Genomic DNA, 15904 nt, shown 5'->3' with positions numbered 1-15904 from the left:
CGCTATTCCCCTTGGCGCGCCCGAGCGTCAGCTACCAGCTGCTTGAAGCGGTCGCCCCGCTCTTCGAAGCAGCTGAACTCGTCAAAGGAGGCGCATGCTGGCGAGAGCAGCACGATATCGCCCGGCTGGGCGCCCGCGCATGCGACCTCAAACGCCTCCGCTAGGGTAGCGGCTTGCTGCACCCTGATATCCTCTACCGCCGCAAACGCTTCCGCGAAGCGCGGCAGAGATTCCCCGTAGAGCACCACCCCGCGCGCATTGGCGCGACATGTCGTGACCAGCGGCTCCAAATCGGTTCCCTTATCGCGCCCCCCCAGCAAGACGATGGGCTTATCGGGCGCGAACGCGCAGATGGCCTTGCACGTAGCATCGGTGTTTGTCGCCTTTGAATCGTTATAGAAGCGCACGCCTGCCACGGTGCCGACCGGCTCAATGCGGTGCGGCAAGGGAGCGAAGCTGGTCAGCGCCTGCGCAACCTGCGCCCGGTCGGCGCCAGCAGCAACGGCGGCTGCCGCTGCAGCAAGGGCGTTCTCAATGTTATGCGAACCCTCAAGCTGCAAGTCGGTCGCTGCGCAAAGCGCTGCATCCTCACCAGCGAAAGCCACGCGCAGCATGCCCGACGCATCGCAGAATGCGGCATGGCGCGCCCCGCAGCGCGCGCGCATATCCCCCGCGATGCCCTCGGCTGTTCCCAGCGGAATGTAGTCGAATCCGCGGTCAGGATCGTCCTTCACCGCGCGCACCCGAGCGCGCACCTCATCATCGGTGGCATTCAGCACCGCCACGCCATCAGACGCAGCCAGATGCCGCATGATGTTCCACTTGGCCTCGGCATAGTTGCGATGCGTCCGGTGCCATGCCAGATGGTCCGGCGTGATGTTGAGCACCACAGCCACATTCGGCGCGAACGCAACCGTGGATGCCAGCTGGTACGACGAGCACTCCACCACGTAGACCGTGCGCACCTGAGAGGCAGCATCCACGCAGCGCGCTGCGCGCACACCAGAATGCTTCGAAGCCATTTCATGCGAGCTCGGGCTCTCTGCACAACAAGGCGCCACCCCACGCTCTCCTGCCGTATCGTGCCCGACCGCCGTGATGGCTGCATCCCCGATATTGCCAACGCAGCGCACCTCGTATCCGCACGCTTCCATCACATGCGCGCACAAGGCAGTGGTCGTGGTTTTACCGTTCGTACCGGTTATGGCGATCCAGAGGGAATCCGCCGCGCTCTCACGCCAGGCGAACTCCACTTCGCCGATCAGTTCGTCGCTCATACGCGCAGCCGTCTGATAGATATCGCTGAACTGCGAGATGCCCGGGCTCGCGATGCACAGATCGAAATGCCCCTCACCGGGAGCATCACCCTCAGCACAGGTCAACGTGTGCACACGGGTGCCCACCAAAGGCTCCAAGTAATCGAGCACCGCCTGCCCGCTCACCCCGCGCCCGAGCACCAGCACATCGCCTAACTGCGCAGGCGCCATCTTCCGATCGGGAAGCATCTCCATCACGCACCCACCAGCGATTGCGCGAAGTACAGCACGAACCCGCAAACGGCGAAGCTGCCCGAGATGATCCAGAACCGCACAACCACCTTCGTCTCGGACCAGCCCTTCTTCTCGAAATGATGATGTAGCGGCGCCATCAAGAAGATGCGCTTGCCGGTGCGCTTGAAATGCCATACCTGGATGATGACCGAGAGCGCCTCGCATACGAACAGGCCACCGATGATGATGACCACGAACTCGGTCTTGGTGACCACCGCCAAACACCCCAGTGCCATACCGAGCGCAAGCGAACCAGTGTCGCCCATGAAGATATCGGCCGGGTGGCTGTTGAACCACAAGAATCCCACGCACGTGCCCGCCAGCGCCGCGGCGAAGATGGCCGGTTCCAGCAGGTTGCCGCGAAACGCGATGGCCGCCATGACCACCATCACGATCATGACGGTGCCCGCCGCCAAGCCATCAAGGCCATCGGTCAGGTTCACCGCATTGCACAGACCCACCAGCAGCACTAAGCAGAAGATGAGGTAGAGCCACGGGATACGAAGGAGACCGTCCCCAATGGGCACCGTTGTCGTCAACACGCCCAGATCGAACGTATAGATGAACGGTATCTCGACCGTCGGCTCCACATCCAGCAGATTCACCGCACACAGGGTGAAGATGCCTGCGATGGCGAATTGCCCCACCAGCTTCGCCTTAGGCGTCAGCCCCAAGCTGCGCTCATGAGCCACCTTCGACACATCGTCGATCAGACCTAAGACACCAGTGAGCACCACGGCGATCAAGAGCAGATACGTCTCCAGGTCGGGCAGCCCGACGAGCAAGATGGTGATGGCCACCGCGATCAGCATGATGACGCCGCCCATGGTGGGCGTGCCCTGCTTCACCAGATGCGTCTGCGGTCCGTCGTCGCGCACCTGCTGGCCAATATGGCCGCGACGCAAGAAGCGGATGAACGCTGGCATGAGCATCATGGTCAGCACCATGCCGAATACCGCACCCAGAAACACCAAGAAGGTGGGATATGCGTTGAACGCGGCGAACATCTAGCTTATCAGCCCCTCTACCAAACGGTCGAGCCCCATGAAATGACTGGCCTTCACCAGCACAGCATCATCGGCGCCCAGCATCTCTTCCAACTGTGCCAACGCGGCCGCTTGCGTGGGCGCCTCTACGATGTGCTCCGCTGGCATGCCCGCCGCTTGCGCACCGCGTGCGATATGACAGCTCAACTCCCCAATGCAGATCAACAGGTCGATGGGCTGACCTGCCACCGCCTCGCCAACGCGCGTGTGGCATTCTTGCGCGTACGCACCCAACTCGCCCATATCGCCCAGCACCGCGATCCGGCGCCCGGAAACCTCCATCGCCCCGAATGCGCGCAGGCTCGCGCGCATGCTGTCGGGGTTGGCGTTATACGCATCATCGATGACCATGAAGCCATCGCGCCCACGATGCACTTCAGCGCGGCCCGGCTCAGGCAGGCTCTCAGCCAAAGCAGCGGCAATAGCGGGCAGCGCCATGCCGAGCGAGCGGCCGACCGCAGCAGCCGCGCAGGCATTCGACACATTGTGCAACCCCATCAAGCTCAGCGCGCACGGGCAACGCTCTACATCGGGGTCGAGCGTGAAGAGCGTAGGTTGGCGCGGATCGGCATCGGAATCGACGAAACCGCTCGCGCAGAGCGTGAAGCGCGCGCACCCGCTTGCATCCAGGTGCACATCCTCGGCCCATACGCGCGGCCCGGCTGCAAGCCCCTTTTCATCAGCAACAGCACGCGCATCGGCATAGCCGTCGAAGGCAACGCAGGTCAGCTTGTTGCGCACCACGCCGCCCGCATCGGTCACATAAGCCGCAAACTCGTCATTGGCGTTCACGAAGGCGCGTCCGACACCTGCTGGCAGCGCATCGAACAGTTCGGATTTCGCTTGCGCGATGTTCTGTCTGCTGCCCAAAAGCTCGATATGCGATTCGCCGCAGTTCGTCACCACGCCCCAGTCGGGGCGCACCACATCGGCCAGCTGCCTGATCTGGCCCAGCCCTCGCATGCCCATCTCCACGATGACCACCTGCGTCTCCGGATCGGCGTTGAGCAGCGTTTTGGGTACGCCCAGTTCGTTGTTCTGATTGGCTGCGGTGGCTACCGTGCTGAACGCTGCCGCGCAGACATCGCGGGTCAGGTTCTTCGTGGTCGTCTTGCCCGTTGAGCCGGTGAGCCCTACCACGAGCCCTTTCAAATGACGCCGCCATTCGCGCGCCAGATCGCTGAGCGCATGGGCGGTATTCGGCACGCAGATGATGCCCGCACCCAGTTCGCGCGCGAGCACGCATGCTTTCGCGTCGGGGCATTCGGTGACCAGCGCGGCCCCCGCACCCGCGCGCAGAGCCGCCTCCACGAACTGATGACCATCCACTCGCTCGCCTGGCAGCGCAACGTAGAGCCACCCCGGCTGCACATCGCGCGAATCCCAGGTGATGCCGCAGAGAAGCATGCTCGCATCGATGGGCTCGATGAGGTACTCGCCGCCCGTATACTGGAGGATCTGTTTTACGTTCAACCTCATGCTAGCCCCGCGCCGCCCTCACTTGAAGCGCCCGGGCCGCCACTTCGCGATCGTCGAAATGAATGTTCTCGCGCCCGATGGTCTGGTAGTCCTCGTGTCCCTTGCCCGCCAAGAGCACCACATCTCCTGGGCTTGCTGCATCCACCGCCAGCTGTATGGCGCGTGCTCGGTCAGGTTCCACGCTGTAGCGGTCCGCGCCCGCATCCATGCCACCCACGATATCGGCGATAATGGCGTGCGGGTCTTCACTGCGCGGGTTATCGCTGGTCACGATGGCGAAATCAGCCGCCAGCGCCGTGGCGCCCATAATGGGGCGCTTGCCCGCATCGCGGTCACCGCCACAGCCAAACACCACCAACGTGCGCCCGTCCCCCGCCAACTGGCGCACCGAATCGATCGCCTTCGCGAGCGCATCGGGTGTATGCGCATAATCGACCAGCACCGTAATACCCTCAGGACTGCTGCCATCCACCAACTGCATGCGCCCAGGCACTGCCGTGGCGCTTGCGAGCGCTGCCACCGCATCCGATGCGCTCACGCCCAGTTGCATGGCAATACCGATGGCGCAAGCGGCATTCTCCACATTGAAGCGGCCCACCAGCGGATATTCCACCGGTAGCCGCTCTCCGCGCACCACGAAGGTGGCGCGGGTGCTCCCCGCACCGAACGTCACGTCTTCCCACGTGATATCCGAGCCATCCGCTCCGAAGGTGATCAGGTCATCCCCAGCTGCGCGGCAGCGCGCCGCCAGCTGAGCGCCCCAGGTGTCAGCCTCGTTGATGACGCGACGCGCCGGATAGTCAGGACCGAACAACAGCGCCTTCGCCTCGAAGTACGCATCGAAGGTCTTGTGATAGTCAAGATGGTCCTGCGTCAGATTGGTGAACGCGGTGACCGCGAACGAGGTACCCCAGGTGCGCTCCAGATCGAGCGCGTGGCTCGACACCTCCATAGCTGCGCACGTCACGCCCGCATCGCGCATCTGCGCGAACATGCGCTGAAGGTCGGGGCTTTCGGGCGTGGTGCGCGCGCTCGCCGTGCGCTTCCCATCGATCTGAATGCCCACCGTGCCGATGACGCCGGTCGTGTTCCCAGCCATCTTCGCGATATGCTCCACCAGATAGGTGGTCGTGGTTTTGCCGTTGGTGCCTGTGATGCCCACCAGCTTGAAGGCATCGCTGGGGTAATCGTAGAACGCGCACGATGCATCCGCCATGGCGCGGCGACTGTCGGCCACCACCACTTCGCACACCTCGGTGGCATCCGCCAGGTACATCTTGCGCTCGGCCACCACCACGGAAGCTCCGCGGTCAATAGCGTCCTGAGCGAAGGTATGGCCGTCCACGTTCATGCCCACGATGCAGAAGAACGCATCCCCCGGCTCGACGGTAGCGCTGTTGTAAGCCAGCCCGCTCACCGTTGCCCGTTCATCGCCCAGCACCGTGCAGGGCACGCGTTCGAAAAGCTGAAGCGCCGTCTTCTCAGTCATGCCGCCTCAATTCGGAACGATGTTGTATTGCTCGATCGCATTGACCATTATATCGCGAAAGCCCTCCGACACGTTGCCCTCATAGACCACGTCGTTCACGCCGGTGAAGCACACGAGGTTGCTGCTCGAGTTGTCAATGAAGCCGGTGAACGCCAAGTTCCATCGACTCTCCGCGTAGCCACCGTTCTCGGCGATCTGGGCCGTGGAAGTTTTGCCCACCACGCAGTAGCCGTCGATGTTCGCGTTCTTGCCCGTGCCGCTGGTCACCACACCGCGCAGCATGTCGTTGAGCTGGTCGATGGCGGCCTGGTTGTCGAAGACTTTCTCGGTGCTGTAGTCGATCCATTCGCTCGTCTGGGGCTTCATCAGCAAGAAGTGCGGCGTCACCAGCGTGCCGTCGTTGGCCAGAAGCGCATAGAAGCGCACCATCTGGAGGGGCGTGACCGTCAGCCCCTGCCCGAAGCTGATGTTATAGCCGGTCACCTTCGCCCATTCGTCGAAGCCCGGCATGCTGCTCGCAGGCTCGCCCGGGTAATCAACGCCGGTGGGCTCCAGTATCTTGCAGCGCATGATGGTGTCGTAAAAATGCTTGAAGCCCGCCTTTTCGGTGGCCAGCGAAATACCGATGTTGGACGATTTGTCCATGATGTCGCGGAAGGTGTAGTACTCGCCCAGACGATCATGAGCATCGGTGATCACGTACTGATCAGCCTGCAGTTCAGCTGGTGCGTACAGCGCGTCGTCGGGCTGCATGGCACCGGCATCCAACACCGACAGCGCCGAGACGCTCTTGAAGATGGAACCCGGCTCGTACGTGGAGGTGACGGCGGTCAGATTGTCCGAGCCAACGCGCGAGTTCACCAGATCGGTGGGATCGAGGTAGGGAAAGCTCGCCGCTGCGTATATCTCGCCCGTGTCGCCATCCATCACGATGGACGAGCCGTGCTCGCCCTCATAGCGCTCGACTTGATTCTTGAGCGAGGCCTCCACCGTCTCCTGCATGCGGATATCCAGCGACACCATGATGTCTTCACCGTCAACCGCAGCGGTATCTTCATGCACGCCGCCAGGAATGGGCGTGCCCGTGACACCGCGCTCGCCCGAATACGTACCAGGCGTGCCGCGCAGGATCTCGTCGTATTGCAGCTCGAGGCCCGTGATGCCGTTGCCATCCACATCGCACACGCCGATCACCTGCCCGCCGATGGCGCCATGCGGGTATTCCCGGCGCGTGTCGGCAATGTAGTACACGCCCGGCAGGTTCATTTCCTTCAAGCGCGCCGCCTTCTCTTGGTCGGCCTGGCGCTTCAAATACACGAACGTGGTCGAAGGCGTGGTCAGCAAGTCGCGATAGTCCTGCACGTATTCTTCGCGTGTCTTCTTATCGGTCTCTTCCTCGTTGCCATCCTCGTCGTAGGTGCGCGCGGGCGCATCGGGGAACAGCACCTCTTGGAGCTGTTGCGCCACCCAACCGGCGTTTTCCACCTCAGCTGGATTGCAGTAGATGGTGGTGGCATCCACGCTCATTGCCAGCACTTCGCCGTTGCGGTCGTAGATGGTGCCGCGGCGCGCCGAGATATTGAAGTTGATGGTGCGGCTCTCTTCGGCCTGCGCGCTGTACTCACCCGCCATGATCACCTGCAAGAACACCAAGCGCAGGAAGAACACCGCCGCAACGATGGCGAAGAAGATGAACACGTAATGCGTCGAGCGCAGCGCGCCCTCGGTGATGATCTCCTCTTCGGCAAGGCGGCTGCGAATGCTGCGCGCCACGCTGCTCTCCGTGAAGCGGGTGCGGGCACGCTTGCCCTCGGGAGCCTGGCTGCCTGGCGCAGAGCCTCGCCCGGCTCCCCCCGCGAACATGCTCAAGCCATTCTTCAAGCTGCGACCCTGCGGCCCCTCCAACGGATGACTGCCCCGACGGGCGCTCTGATCGTGGGATGATGTGCGTCTGCGATCGTCAGCCACGTGCTACCCTTGTTCGGCCTCAGCGGCAGCGGCGGCGCTTCCCGACAGCAGCAGGTTGCCCGCTTCATCGGTCACCACGATATCGCCTGACAGATCAATGAAGGCGGTCGTTGCGGGGGTGGCCATGCCAATATTGGCAGCCTCGGCCTTGATGCGGCCAGGGTTGGAAAGGGTGCTCTTCTCCACTTCAAGGGTGCTGCCCTCGATGCGAGCATCCTTGATGGCTCCCGAGATATCGCGGTATTCGAGCGCCGCGGCGATCGTGGCCGAGCCAAGCGTGATGCGCACCGCACCCAGCACTGCGAACACGATGACCACCACGGCCAGGATCTTGACGGCCTTCGCCACCGTACTGGAGACGCTTTGCACCTCCGGCTCGCGCGCGCCACCGGGCACCACCTGGAACAACGGCTCTTGCTGCTGCTCGTAGCGGCGCGCCGTGGTACCGAAGTTATATTCCGTATACGCGCTCACGCTGGTCTTCCTCACATCCGTTCTCTGCTACCGCTTAAAGGCCCAGCGCAGCTTGGCGCTTCGAGCCCGCGGGTTGCGCTCCACCTCTGCCGCCGTGGGCACGATGGGCTTCCGAGTTCCCAATTCGAGTATCGGCTCGCGCCCGCACGCGCACACCGGCAGATCCGGCGGGCACGTACAGCGATCCGTGAAAGAGGCGAACGTCTCCTTCACGATCCGGTCCTCAAGACTGTGGTAGCTGATGACAGCGATGCGGCCGCCAGGTTCCAGCCAGCGGATGGCTGCATCAAGGCCCTGACGGAGCACGTCCAGTTCGCTGTTCACATGAATGCGGAGCGCTTGGAAGGTTCGTTTGGCGGGATGCCCGCCGCTGCGGCGGCCAGCCGCAGGGATAGCGGCTTTGATGACCTCAACCAACTGGTCGCTGGTGGTAATGGGGCCTTCTTCGCGTTGGCGTACTATGAAATCAGCGATGCGGCTTGCCCACCGCTCGTCCGAGTTAGTGCGAATGATCCGGGCGAGGTCGGCTGCGTTATAGGTATTGATGACCTCTTGTGCGGTAAGGGTTTGTGTACCCGGATCCATACGCATATCGAGCGGGGCTCCCTCCTTGTAGGAGAAGCCGCGTGATGGCGTGTCCAGCTGCACCGATGAGACGCCCAGGTCGAACAGCACCGTATGGATGCCAGGAACGGGAACGCTCAATAACAGCTCGTCCATATCACCGAAGTTGCCCGCGAGCACCTTGATGGCGGGGCGCGAAGCTTCGGGAAGGCCATACAGCCGCTCCGTTGCTTCCTCGCGCGCGACCGCATCTTGGTCGATGCCGAGCAACAGGCCCGAACTTCCCAGCTGCCGTGCCGCCAAAACAGCATGACCCGCGAAGCCCAGCGTCGCATCCAGATGCACGGTGCCCTCTTCGATGGCCAGTACATCCAAGCATTCGGTTGATAGGACCGGAATATGCCGATATTCGCTTGTCATAGTGCTAGAGGGCCCGCTGGCACCTTCGTGCGCTTCTATCGCGAGACCCTCAGGTCGAGGTCGTTCGCCTTCGCCGATTCCTTCCAGTCATCCGAGGTCTTCTTGCGCGGAGCGGCTTCGTCGCCATCGCCGTAGAAATCGCTCAGATCGATATCGGCCATCACATTGTCGTAGGTCTCGGCATCCCAGATCTCGAAGTACCCGGTGTTGCCAACGACCACCACGTCGCGCATCACATTGGTTGCCATGCGCAGCTCCGGCTTCAACATGATCCGACCGGAAGCGTCGGTCTCCACCTCATCGGCGCGGCTCTTCAGCTTGCTGCGCATCATGACATGCGCACGCTTTGAAGCGTCGTAGCCCCCGAAGCGATCCTCGAAGAGGCGCTCCACCCAATCATTGAATGTTTCAGGGGTGAACACGTAGAGGCACTCGTCCTCTATTTCGCGGGTCACGATGAGGTCTTTGGGAAGAACCTTGCGGAATTTCGAGGGAAGCGCCATGCGGCCCTTGGCGTCAACTTTGAAGCGGAACTCACCAAATAAGTCGACCGGGAGGGATCGATCGGCGAGTTTCTCTTCTGTGACGGCTTTTGCCACGTGACGTTCCCTTGCTGCGTTTGTGTGGTGTTTTGAGAGTAGTGGTGCTGCGTTTCAAAACTCCACAAGGCCTTTCCGTGCCGACTATCCTATGACACTTTGCCCCACTTTGCAACACAAAGCTGCACTTTTGAGCCATTTTATGGAGCCAATGCCCCACCGGGCACACAAAACGAAAGCCCGTTCGATAAAAGCATCGAACGGGCGTTTCATACTGAAGCACGATGTATGGGAAACCCTGAAAGGGTCGTTACGGAAATGCCTTATATTCAAGGTTGCGGACGCACCTTACTGGGCAGAACAGGAATGAACGGTACGAACGCAGTCTCAGAGACCGAACAGGGAACGAACGGTACGAACGCAACTTAATGGACCGAACAGGAAAGGCAGGGGTCATAGGCGCGCACCAGCTTCTCTATCTCAAGCTGGATCTCATCAGATGAGCGCCCCTCATCCACCAGCAAGGTGGCCAAGGTGCGCATGTCAACTTCCAAGTTGGCGATGTTCTGGCTGGTCGGCGTCATGATGGAGGCATCGATCACCACACCATTCGCATCAAGTTCCAGGCGATGGAACAGCGCTCCGCGCGGCGCTTCCGTGAAGCCCACGCCCACGCCCGCGCACACCTCGAAGCTCACCGGCTCGCTCGTCCCCTCGAAGTCATCACCAGCGAGCGCACGACAGGTGGCCGCACAGCGCGTGAGCGCATCCACCAACTCCACCGCTTGCGCGACATTGTTGGCGAAGGGATTGAATTCAGGCGGGCGCAATCCGGCCTTCGCCGCAGCGAAGCGGGCTGGCTCGGTCAGCTGATCCCACGATGCATTCACCCGTGCGAGCGCCGATGCGAAATAGGGACGCTGCCCTTCCTTTTCCACCGCTAAGAACGCAGCCGAGTGGTCCACCGGATATTCCTCGACGAACTCCCCGATATCCTGCGCAGAAAACCTCACGCCCGAGCGCACAAACGCAGCAGTATCCGATCCGATGACGGGATAGCCGTCAGGCGCCACCATGGCCAGCAGGTCTCCCTGCGTCTCGAAGCCCGGCACCTCGAAGCCGTTGAACAGATCGACCGCGGCGAGCGCGAAATCGACCATCCCCTCGAGCTTGTCCGCCATGCGCAGATACTCCGCAGACGTCATCTCGTGGGTGAAACCGCCGACCACCGCCGTAATAGGATGGATGGAGCGGCCTCCCACCATCGTGCAGAGCTCATTGCCGAGCGCCTTGAGGCCTAAGGCGCGCTCGAAGAGCTCCGGGTCGCCCTTTGCCAGCGGGAACACGCTCTTGTGCCCCAGAAAATCCGGTGCCGCGAAGACGAACAGGTGCGTGCTGTGGTTCTGAAGGAAACTGCCGTACACGAGCAACTGCCGCAGGGCACGCGTGCGTTCGCTCACCTGCACGCCGAAGATGCGCTCGATGGCAAGAAGGTCGGTTACGGTATGGCTTGCCGAACAGATGCCGCACACGCGCGATGCGATGTAGGGCACCTCATCGAAGGGCCGCCCGCGCACCATGCTCTCGAACAAGCGCGCTGCCTCGGTCACTGAGAACTCGCAGCGCTGCACCTGGCCGTCGGATATTTCCAAGTGAATATCGCCATGACCTTCGATGCGCGCCACATGATCGACCTGGATACGGGTCTTCGTCATCGCTGCACCTCCCGCGGCACCTGATTGAACATCTCAAGCGCCTTATCGAAACGCGCAGGATCGATCCCGCTGCGCTGCGCAACACGGCGCGCTCCCTCCACATTGGCATCAACGGAGACGCCCCCGCATCCGTTGCAGGGACGCCCCAGATCGGGACAGCGTGCGCCGCATCCTTGACGCGTCACCAATCCAAGGCACATGATGCCGCGTCCGTAGAAGCATCCGCGCTCATTGCGCTTGCATTCGCCGCACAGCGTGGACGTGCGCTCGTAGGGGTTGGCTCCGTACAGCGCCTTTTGCAGCACGCGCACGAAATCGTAGGGGTCGATCGGACAACACGGCACTTCGTAGTCAACCGCGATGACATCGGATACCGGGCGTGGGCGACAGGCGATATCGTCGATGATGGCGGGCACCGCACTGCCGTACACCTGTGCGGCACGCCCCTCGTAGGCCGCTGCCGCCATGCCCGGGATGCCTGCAGTAGCCGCGCATGCCCCGATGGTGATCACCGCGCGAGCCTTCTCGCGCACGCGCCGCAGCGTCTCAGCAGCGTCCTCGGTGGTCACCGCACCCTCCACCACCGCCACGTCGAACGCATCCGGCATGGGCTCGCTCGATGTCAGCTGCCAGTAGCGCATGTCGACCTGCCCCAGCACCTCCATGAGATGCGCCTCCACGTTCGTGATGTTGATCTGACACCCGAAGCAACTGGCCAAGCCGACCAGCACCACGCGCGGTATGTTCTTTTGCTCGTCCATTTCTCAAACCTCAACGGTGTAGCGGCGTTCGCAATGCTCGCAGTTGCCATGAAAGCGCGCCTGAGCGGCCTTCGTGCCGCCAAAAAGAAACGCTTTGAGCGGCGAATGCAGGCGTTGCAGTCGGCGAATATGCGTGCTGTGGAAGCTGCCCATATCACATGCTTCCTTGGATGTTCTTGGCTTCCCAATAGTTGAACACCGGCCCATCGATGCAGCAATACTGATGTCCCACCTGGCAGTGGCCACATTTGCCCATACCGCACTTCATATGCCGCTCGAAGCTCATGTAGATACGATCGTACGGAATGCCCTTCTTGCGCATTTCCTCCACCACGAACCGATACATCACCGGCGGCCCACAGATGGCCCCGAACGTATTGCGGGGATCAACGTCCAAGTGCGCGAACGGCGCGGTGACCAGACCCACTTCCCCGTCCCACGTGTCGTCAGGATGGTCCACCGTCAGGTATAGGTCGAAGTCCTTGCGGTGGCGCCACATCTCGAACTGCTCGCGGAACATCACCTCGCGGGGATTCTTCGATCCGTAGATGATGGTGACGTTGCCAAAGTCGCTGCGCTCGTCGTGGATGTTGTTGATCAGCGAGCGCAACGGCGCGATGCCGAGGCCTCCTGCCACCAGCAGCACATCGTGGCCGCGCATGTCATCGAACGGGAACGGCCGCCCATACGGCCCGCGCAAGCCCACGATGTCGCCGCACTGCATCTCGTGCAGGCGCGTGGTGAACTCGCCCATGCGGCGCACGCACAGCTCGATGAAACCGCTCTTCGAGGGTGAGCTCGAAATGGAGATGGGCGCCTCGCCCACCCCGAAGATGGACACCTCCACGAATTGGCCCGGCTCATGATGAAACGCATCCCTGATGCGCTCGTCGATCAAACGAAACTCGAAGAGCTTCTCGTTTTCCGTCAGCGGCGTGATGGAAGTGATGCGCGCCTCCCACGGCCGATAGGGATTAGCGGCCATCAGCTGGGCGCCGTCCATCACGCTGCCCGCATGCGCCAAGGGCCCTACCGCCACCTGCGTGCTAGTCGGCATCGCGATCACCGTCCTCGATCCCCTTCTGCTCGAAGAACTTCAGCACCTCGATGGGCGAGATGTCCGCCTTGCACGCCTTCACGCACCGACCGCACCCCACGCAGAGGTAGCGCCCGTGTTTCGCGTTGAAACCATTGAGCTTGTGATACATCCGGTGTCGCACGCGCTCGCGGGTGCCCGGGCGGAAGTTGTGGCCACCCGTGACCAGCGCGAATTGAGGCGAGGTGCACGCATCCCACACGCGCTCGCGTCTGCCCGTCTCGCCCGACGGATCGAGTACGTCGCGAATATCGAAGCAATAGCACGTGGGGCACACGCTGCTACATGCCGTGCAGTTCAGACAGCGGCTGCCCAACTCTTCCCAGAAATCGTCGGAGTGGAAGGCATCCATCAGCATGGGTATCTCTTGTACGCTGGGTATTTCCTCATTGAAGGCACGCTGACGGCGGCGCGTGTAATCGCGGAATGCGCGGCGATCCTCATCGGTAGCCTCACGCGGATCGCATGCCGCCTCTAAGATATCGGCCCCCTCAACGCTACCGATGGACACCAAGTAGCGGCCCCCGATATCAGCCAGGAACAGATCGTAGCCGCTGCGTACCTCGCCTGCATCCAACAGGTGGCAGAAGCACGAGTCGCCAGGCATACAGCTGATCCCCACGATCATGGTCGCCTTTTTATGAGCCTCATAATAGGGGTCGGGATAGCGCGGATCCTCGAAAACCAAGTTCAGCGCGTTGATAGCGTTGATGTCGCAGGCATGCGCGCCGAACAGCACGCGCGGGCGCACTTCCATGCGATAGTCGGTCACGCCATCGGCCATATCGTACTCGAACAGCGTTTCGCGCGGGGGAAGATAGTACTTCTTGAGCGATGTCAGCGTGGTGGGATAATCCAGCACGATGTCATCGAATGAGCTGACCGCCTCGAATGCGAAGCTCTTACCGCTGCGCACCGGGGCGATCACCTCGTAGTCGCGCATGAATGCCTGCACCAGGCCCGGCAATTCATGCGCGTCAATAACCCTATAGAGCATAGAGCTCCAATCCTAGCCGAAGAAGATGCCAATCTCACGCTCGGCGGATTCCACAGAATCGCTGCCGTGGATCACGTTCTCGTCCATGATAAGACCGAAATCACCACGGATGGTGCCCGGGGCCGCTTCTTCAGGGTTAGTGGCGCCCATCAGGCTGCGGCACTTCGCCACCGCGCCCGGCCCAGAGACCACCATCTTCACCACCGGGCCGCTCGTGATGTAGCTGATCAGGCCCTCGTAGAACGGTTTGCCCTCATGCTCAGCGTAGTTCGCTTTGGCCTGCTCGGGGGTAACCATGCCCATCTCCATGCGCTCGATCTTCAAACCCGCGCGCTCGAAACGGTTCACGATCTCGCCGATGTGGCCATTGCGCACGCCGTCAGGCTTGATCATGGTATAGGTCTTCTGGTCTGCCATCTTCACTCCTTTTATCGACTGCGGCGCCACAGCGCCACTGGATACCTATGCGTTTTGGCTCGGGAAGTACAGCTCGATGCCCGATATCTTCCAGCCGATCAAGTCGCGCACCATCTCAATCTTGTAGGTGATCTGGCCGCCCTTGTCGGTTTTGGCCGTTGCGAACACGGTGGAGTCGGTCATGGTGCGGTTGATGCCGTCGATCTGCACGTCGGCGTCGGTCACCACCGGCGAGAGGATAGACGAGATGCTCGATGACGAGAGCGACTGCGAGAACAGGTTCTGCTCGGCAGCCTCCGGGTCGGCGAAGAGCTCCCGCGTCACCGTTTCCTGCGTGGGGAACCCGTAGCCTTGCGTGAAGGCGAACACGCCCGCACCCAGTGCCAGCACCAGCACGATGATGAAGAACACCAGCACCTTCAAACCTACGTTGCGCCGCTTGCGGTCCTGCTTGGCAAGCCCGCGCGACCATTGCTCGAGCTCTGCCTCGGTAGCGTTGAAGAAACGGTCTTCGTCCTCGTTGTCGTAGGCGCCGATGAACCCGGGCATGCTGGCGACCTCATCCTCGTATCCTTCATCGTAGAAGAACGGGTCGGCCGGACCATCGTCGAAATAGTGGCCCTCCACGCTCACATCGAGCCCTGACATATCGGCATCGCTCATATCCACGCCGCTGCGGGAGAGCTCCGCCACGCAGCGCTGGTAGTCCACTGCTGCCGAATCGGAGAGCGCATAAGCCGCATCGCTGGTGGCGCGATTGAAGGCCTCCACCGCCTCAGCGGGCATGCCCGCCGCCGCATACGCCTGCCCCATGCTGGCGTTCAAGCGGTTGCGGGTATCTTGCGACATATCGAAATCCATCGCGCTTTGATAGGACGCGATGGCATCTTGCGGACGATTGAGCGACATGAAGCACACGCCCAGGTTCAACAACGCTTTCGCCGGATCGGGGTTGCCCTCATCGAGCGCGGCTTCACGAAACGCGATGCCCGCCTCAGCGCTGCGGCCCAGCTTGAGCTGGGCGTTGCCCATGCCCATATACGCTTTGTACGGGCTTTCGTAGTTCGGATCGGCTACCGCCTCTTCAAAATGCGCCACCGCGTTCTCGTAGTCGCGCAGCGAGGCGTACGCCATGCCGATATTGTTGTTGAGCGCGCCCAGCTCACCATACGACGGGTCGCTCGCTGCTTGCGCATATGCCTTGATGGCCTCGGCCGGATTCTTCAGCTTCACCAAGCAGTTGCCAATGTGGTGATAGATCAGACCCAGCTCGCCCAACTGGAAGGGCACGCTGGTGTCCTTCAGACACGCGGTGTACTTGCGCAGCGCACCGCGGTGATCGCCTGAGTCGTAGAGCAGGCTGGCTTGGTGGAAGAGGTTATCGTTCAC

15 protein-coding genes are annotated in these 15904 nt (G+C 61.8%); all 15 read right to left on the bottom strand.

The window, feature by feature from the left end:
- Positions 1 to 2: 2 nt before the first annotated feature.
- Positions 3 to 1511 (bottom strand): UDP-N-acetylmuramoyl-L-alanine--D-glutamate ligase, encoded by a 1509-nt coding sequence (murD, locus tag NFR19_RS00975; RefSeq protein WP_251211932.1) that lies wholly within the window; start codon positions 1509 to 1511, stop codon positions 3 to 5.
- Positions 1511 to 2557 carry a phospho-N-acetylmuramoyl-pentapeptide-transferase gene (gene mraY / locus NFR19_RS00970; protein ID WP_251211910.1) on the bottom strand — a complete coding sequence of 349 codons (1047 nt, stop codon included), beginning with the start codon at positions 2555 to 2557 and terminating at the stop codon, positions 1511 to 1513. The genes murD and mraY overlap by 1 nt, the downstream gene beginning before the upstream one ends.
- Positions 2558 to 4075: a UDP-N-acetylmuramoyl-tripeptide--D-alanyl-D-alanine ligase gene (locus tag NFR19_RS00965; protein WP_251211909.1), complete on the bottom strand. Its 1518-nt coding sequence runs from the start codon at positions 4073 to 4075 to the stop codon at positions 2558 to 2560.
- A gap of 1 nt (position 4076) precedes the next feature.
- Positions 4077 to 5564 carry a UDP-N-acetylmuramoyl-L-alanyl-D-glutamate--2,6-diaminopimelate ligase gene (locus NFR19_RS00960; protein WP_251211908.1) on the bottom strand — a complete coding sequence of 496 codons (1488 nt, stop codon included), beginning with the start codon at positions 5562 to 5564 and terminating at the stop codon, positions 4077 to 4079.
- A 6-nt stretch (positions 5565 to 5570) separates the two neighbouring features.
- A complete protein-coding gene (locus tag NFR19_RS00955; protein ID WP_251211907.1) occupies positions 5571 to 7532 on the bottom strand; it encodes a peptidoglycan D,D-transpeptidase FtsI family protein in 1962 nt (653 codons plus the stop codon).
- Positions 7533 to 7535: 3 nt separating this feature from the next.
- Complete coding sequence (locus NFR19_RS00950; RefSeq protein WP_251211906.1) at positions 7536 to 8006, bottom strand: cell division protein FtsL; 471 nt, start codon at positions 8004 to 8006, stop codon at positions 7536 to 7538.
- 27 nt (positions 8007 to 8033) lie between these two features.
- Positions 8034 to 8990, bottom strand: coding sequence for a 16S rRNA (cytosine(1402)-N(4))-methyltransferase RsmH (gene rsmH, locus NFR19_RS00945; RefSeq protein ID WP_251211905.1), 957 nt, complete (start codon positions 8988 to 8990; stop codon positions 8034 to 8036).
- Positions 8991 to 9025: 35 nt separating this feature from the next.
- On the bottom strand, positions 9026 to 9589 hold the full coding sequence (locus tag NFR19_RS00940; RefSeq protein ID WP_251211904.1) for a division/cell wall cluster transcriptional repressor MraZ: 564 nt from the start codon (positions 9587 to 9589) through the stop codon (positions 9026 to 9028).
- A gap of 365 nt (positions 9590 to 9954) precedes the next feature.
- A complete protein-coding gene (locus NFR19_RS00935) occupies positions 9955 to 11244 on the bottom strand; it encodes a Ni/Fe hydrogenase subunit alpha (protein ID WP_251211903.1) in 1290 nt (429 codons plus the stop codon).
- Positions 11241 to 12005 (bottom strand): NADH-quinone oxidoreductase subunit B family protein, encoded by a 765-nt coding sequence (locus NFR19_RS00930; protein WP_251211902.1) that lies wholly within the window; start codon positions 12003 to 12005, stop codon positions 11241 to 11243. The genes NFR19_RS00935 and NFR19_RS00930 overlap by 4 nt, the downstream gene beginning before the upstream one ends.
- Positions 12006 to 12008: 3 nt before the next feature.
- Positions 12009 to 12158 carry a hypothetical protein gene (locus NFR19_RS00925; RefSeq protein WP_251211901.1) on the bottom strand — a complete coding sequence of 50 codons (150 nt, stop codon included), beginning with the start codon at positions 12156 to 12158 and terminating at the stop codon, positions 12009 to 12011.
- Between the two features lies 1 nt (position 12159).
- Positions 12160 to 13062, bottom strand: coding sequence for an FAD/NAD(P)-binding protein (locus NFR19_RS00920; protein WP_251211900.1), 903 nt, complete (start codon positions 13060 to 13062; stop codon positions 12160 to 12162).
- Positions 13052 to 14098, bottom strand: a complete 1047-nt coding sequence (locus NFR19_RS00915) for a 4Fe-4S dicluster domain-containing protein (RefSeq protein ID WP_251211899.1) — start codon at positions 14096 to 14098, stop codon at positions 13052 to 13054. Before NFR19_RS00915 ends, NFR19_RS00920 begins: the two co-directional genes overlap by 11 nt.
- A gap of 12 nt (positions 14099 to 14110) precedes the next feature.
- Complete coding sequence (gene ndk, locus NFR19_RS00910) at positions 14111 to 14515, bottom strand: nucleoside-diphosphate kinase (RefSeq protein WP_251211898.1); 405 nt, start codon at positions 14513 to 14515, stop codon at positions 14111 to 14113.
- Positions 14516 to 14560: 45 nt separating this feature from the next.
- Entirely contained in the window at positions 14561 to 15904 is a 1344-nt protein-coding gene (locus tag NFR19_RS00905) for a tetratricopeptide repeat protein (protein ID WP_251211897.1), read from the bottom strand.

Source organism: Adlercreutzia murintestinalis (assembly GCF_943192905.1).
GTDB lineage: Bacteria > Actinomycetota > Coriobacteriia > Coriobacteriales > Eggerthellaceae > Adlercreutzia_A > Adlercreutzia_A murintestinalis.
Note: the sequence above shows the minus strand (reverse complement) of the source record. Positions and strands in the feature narration are given on the sequence as shown.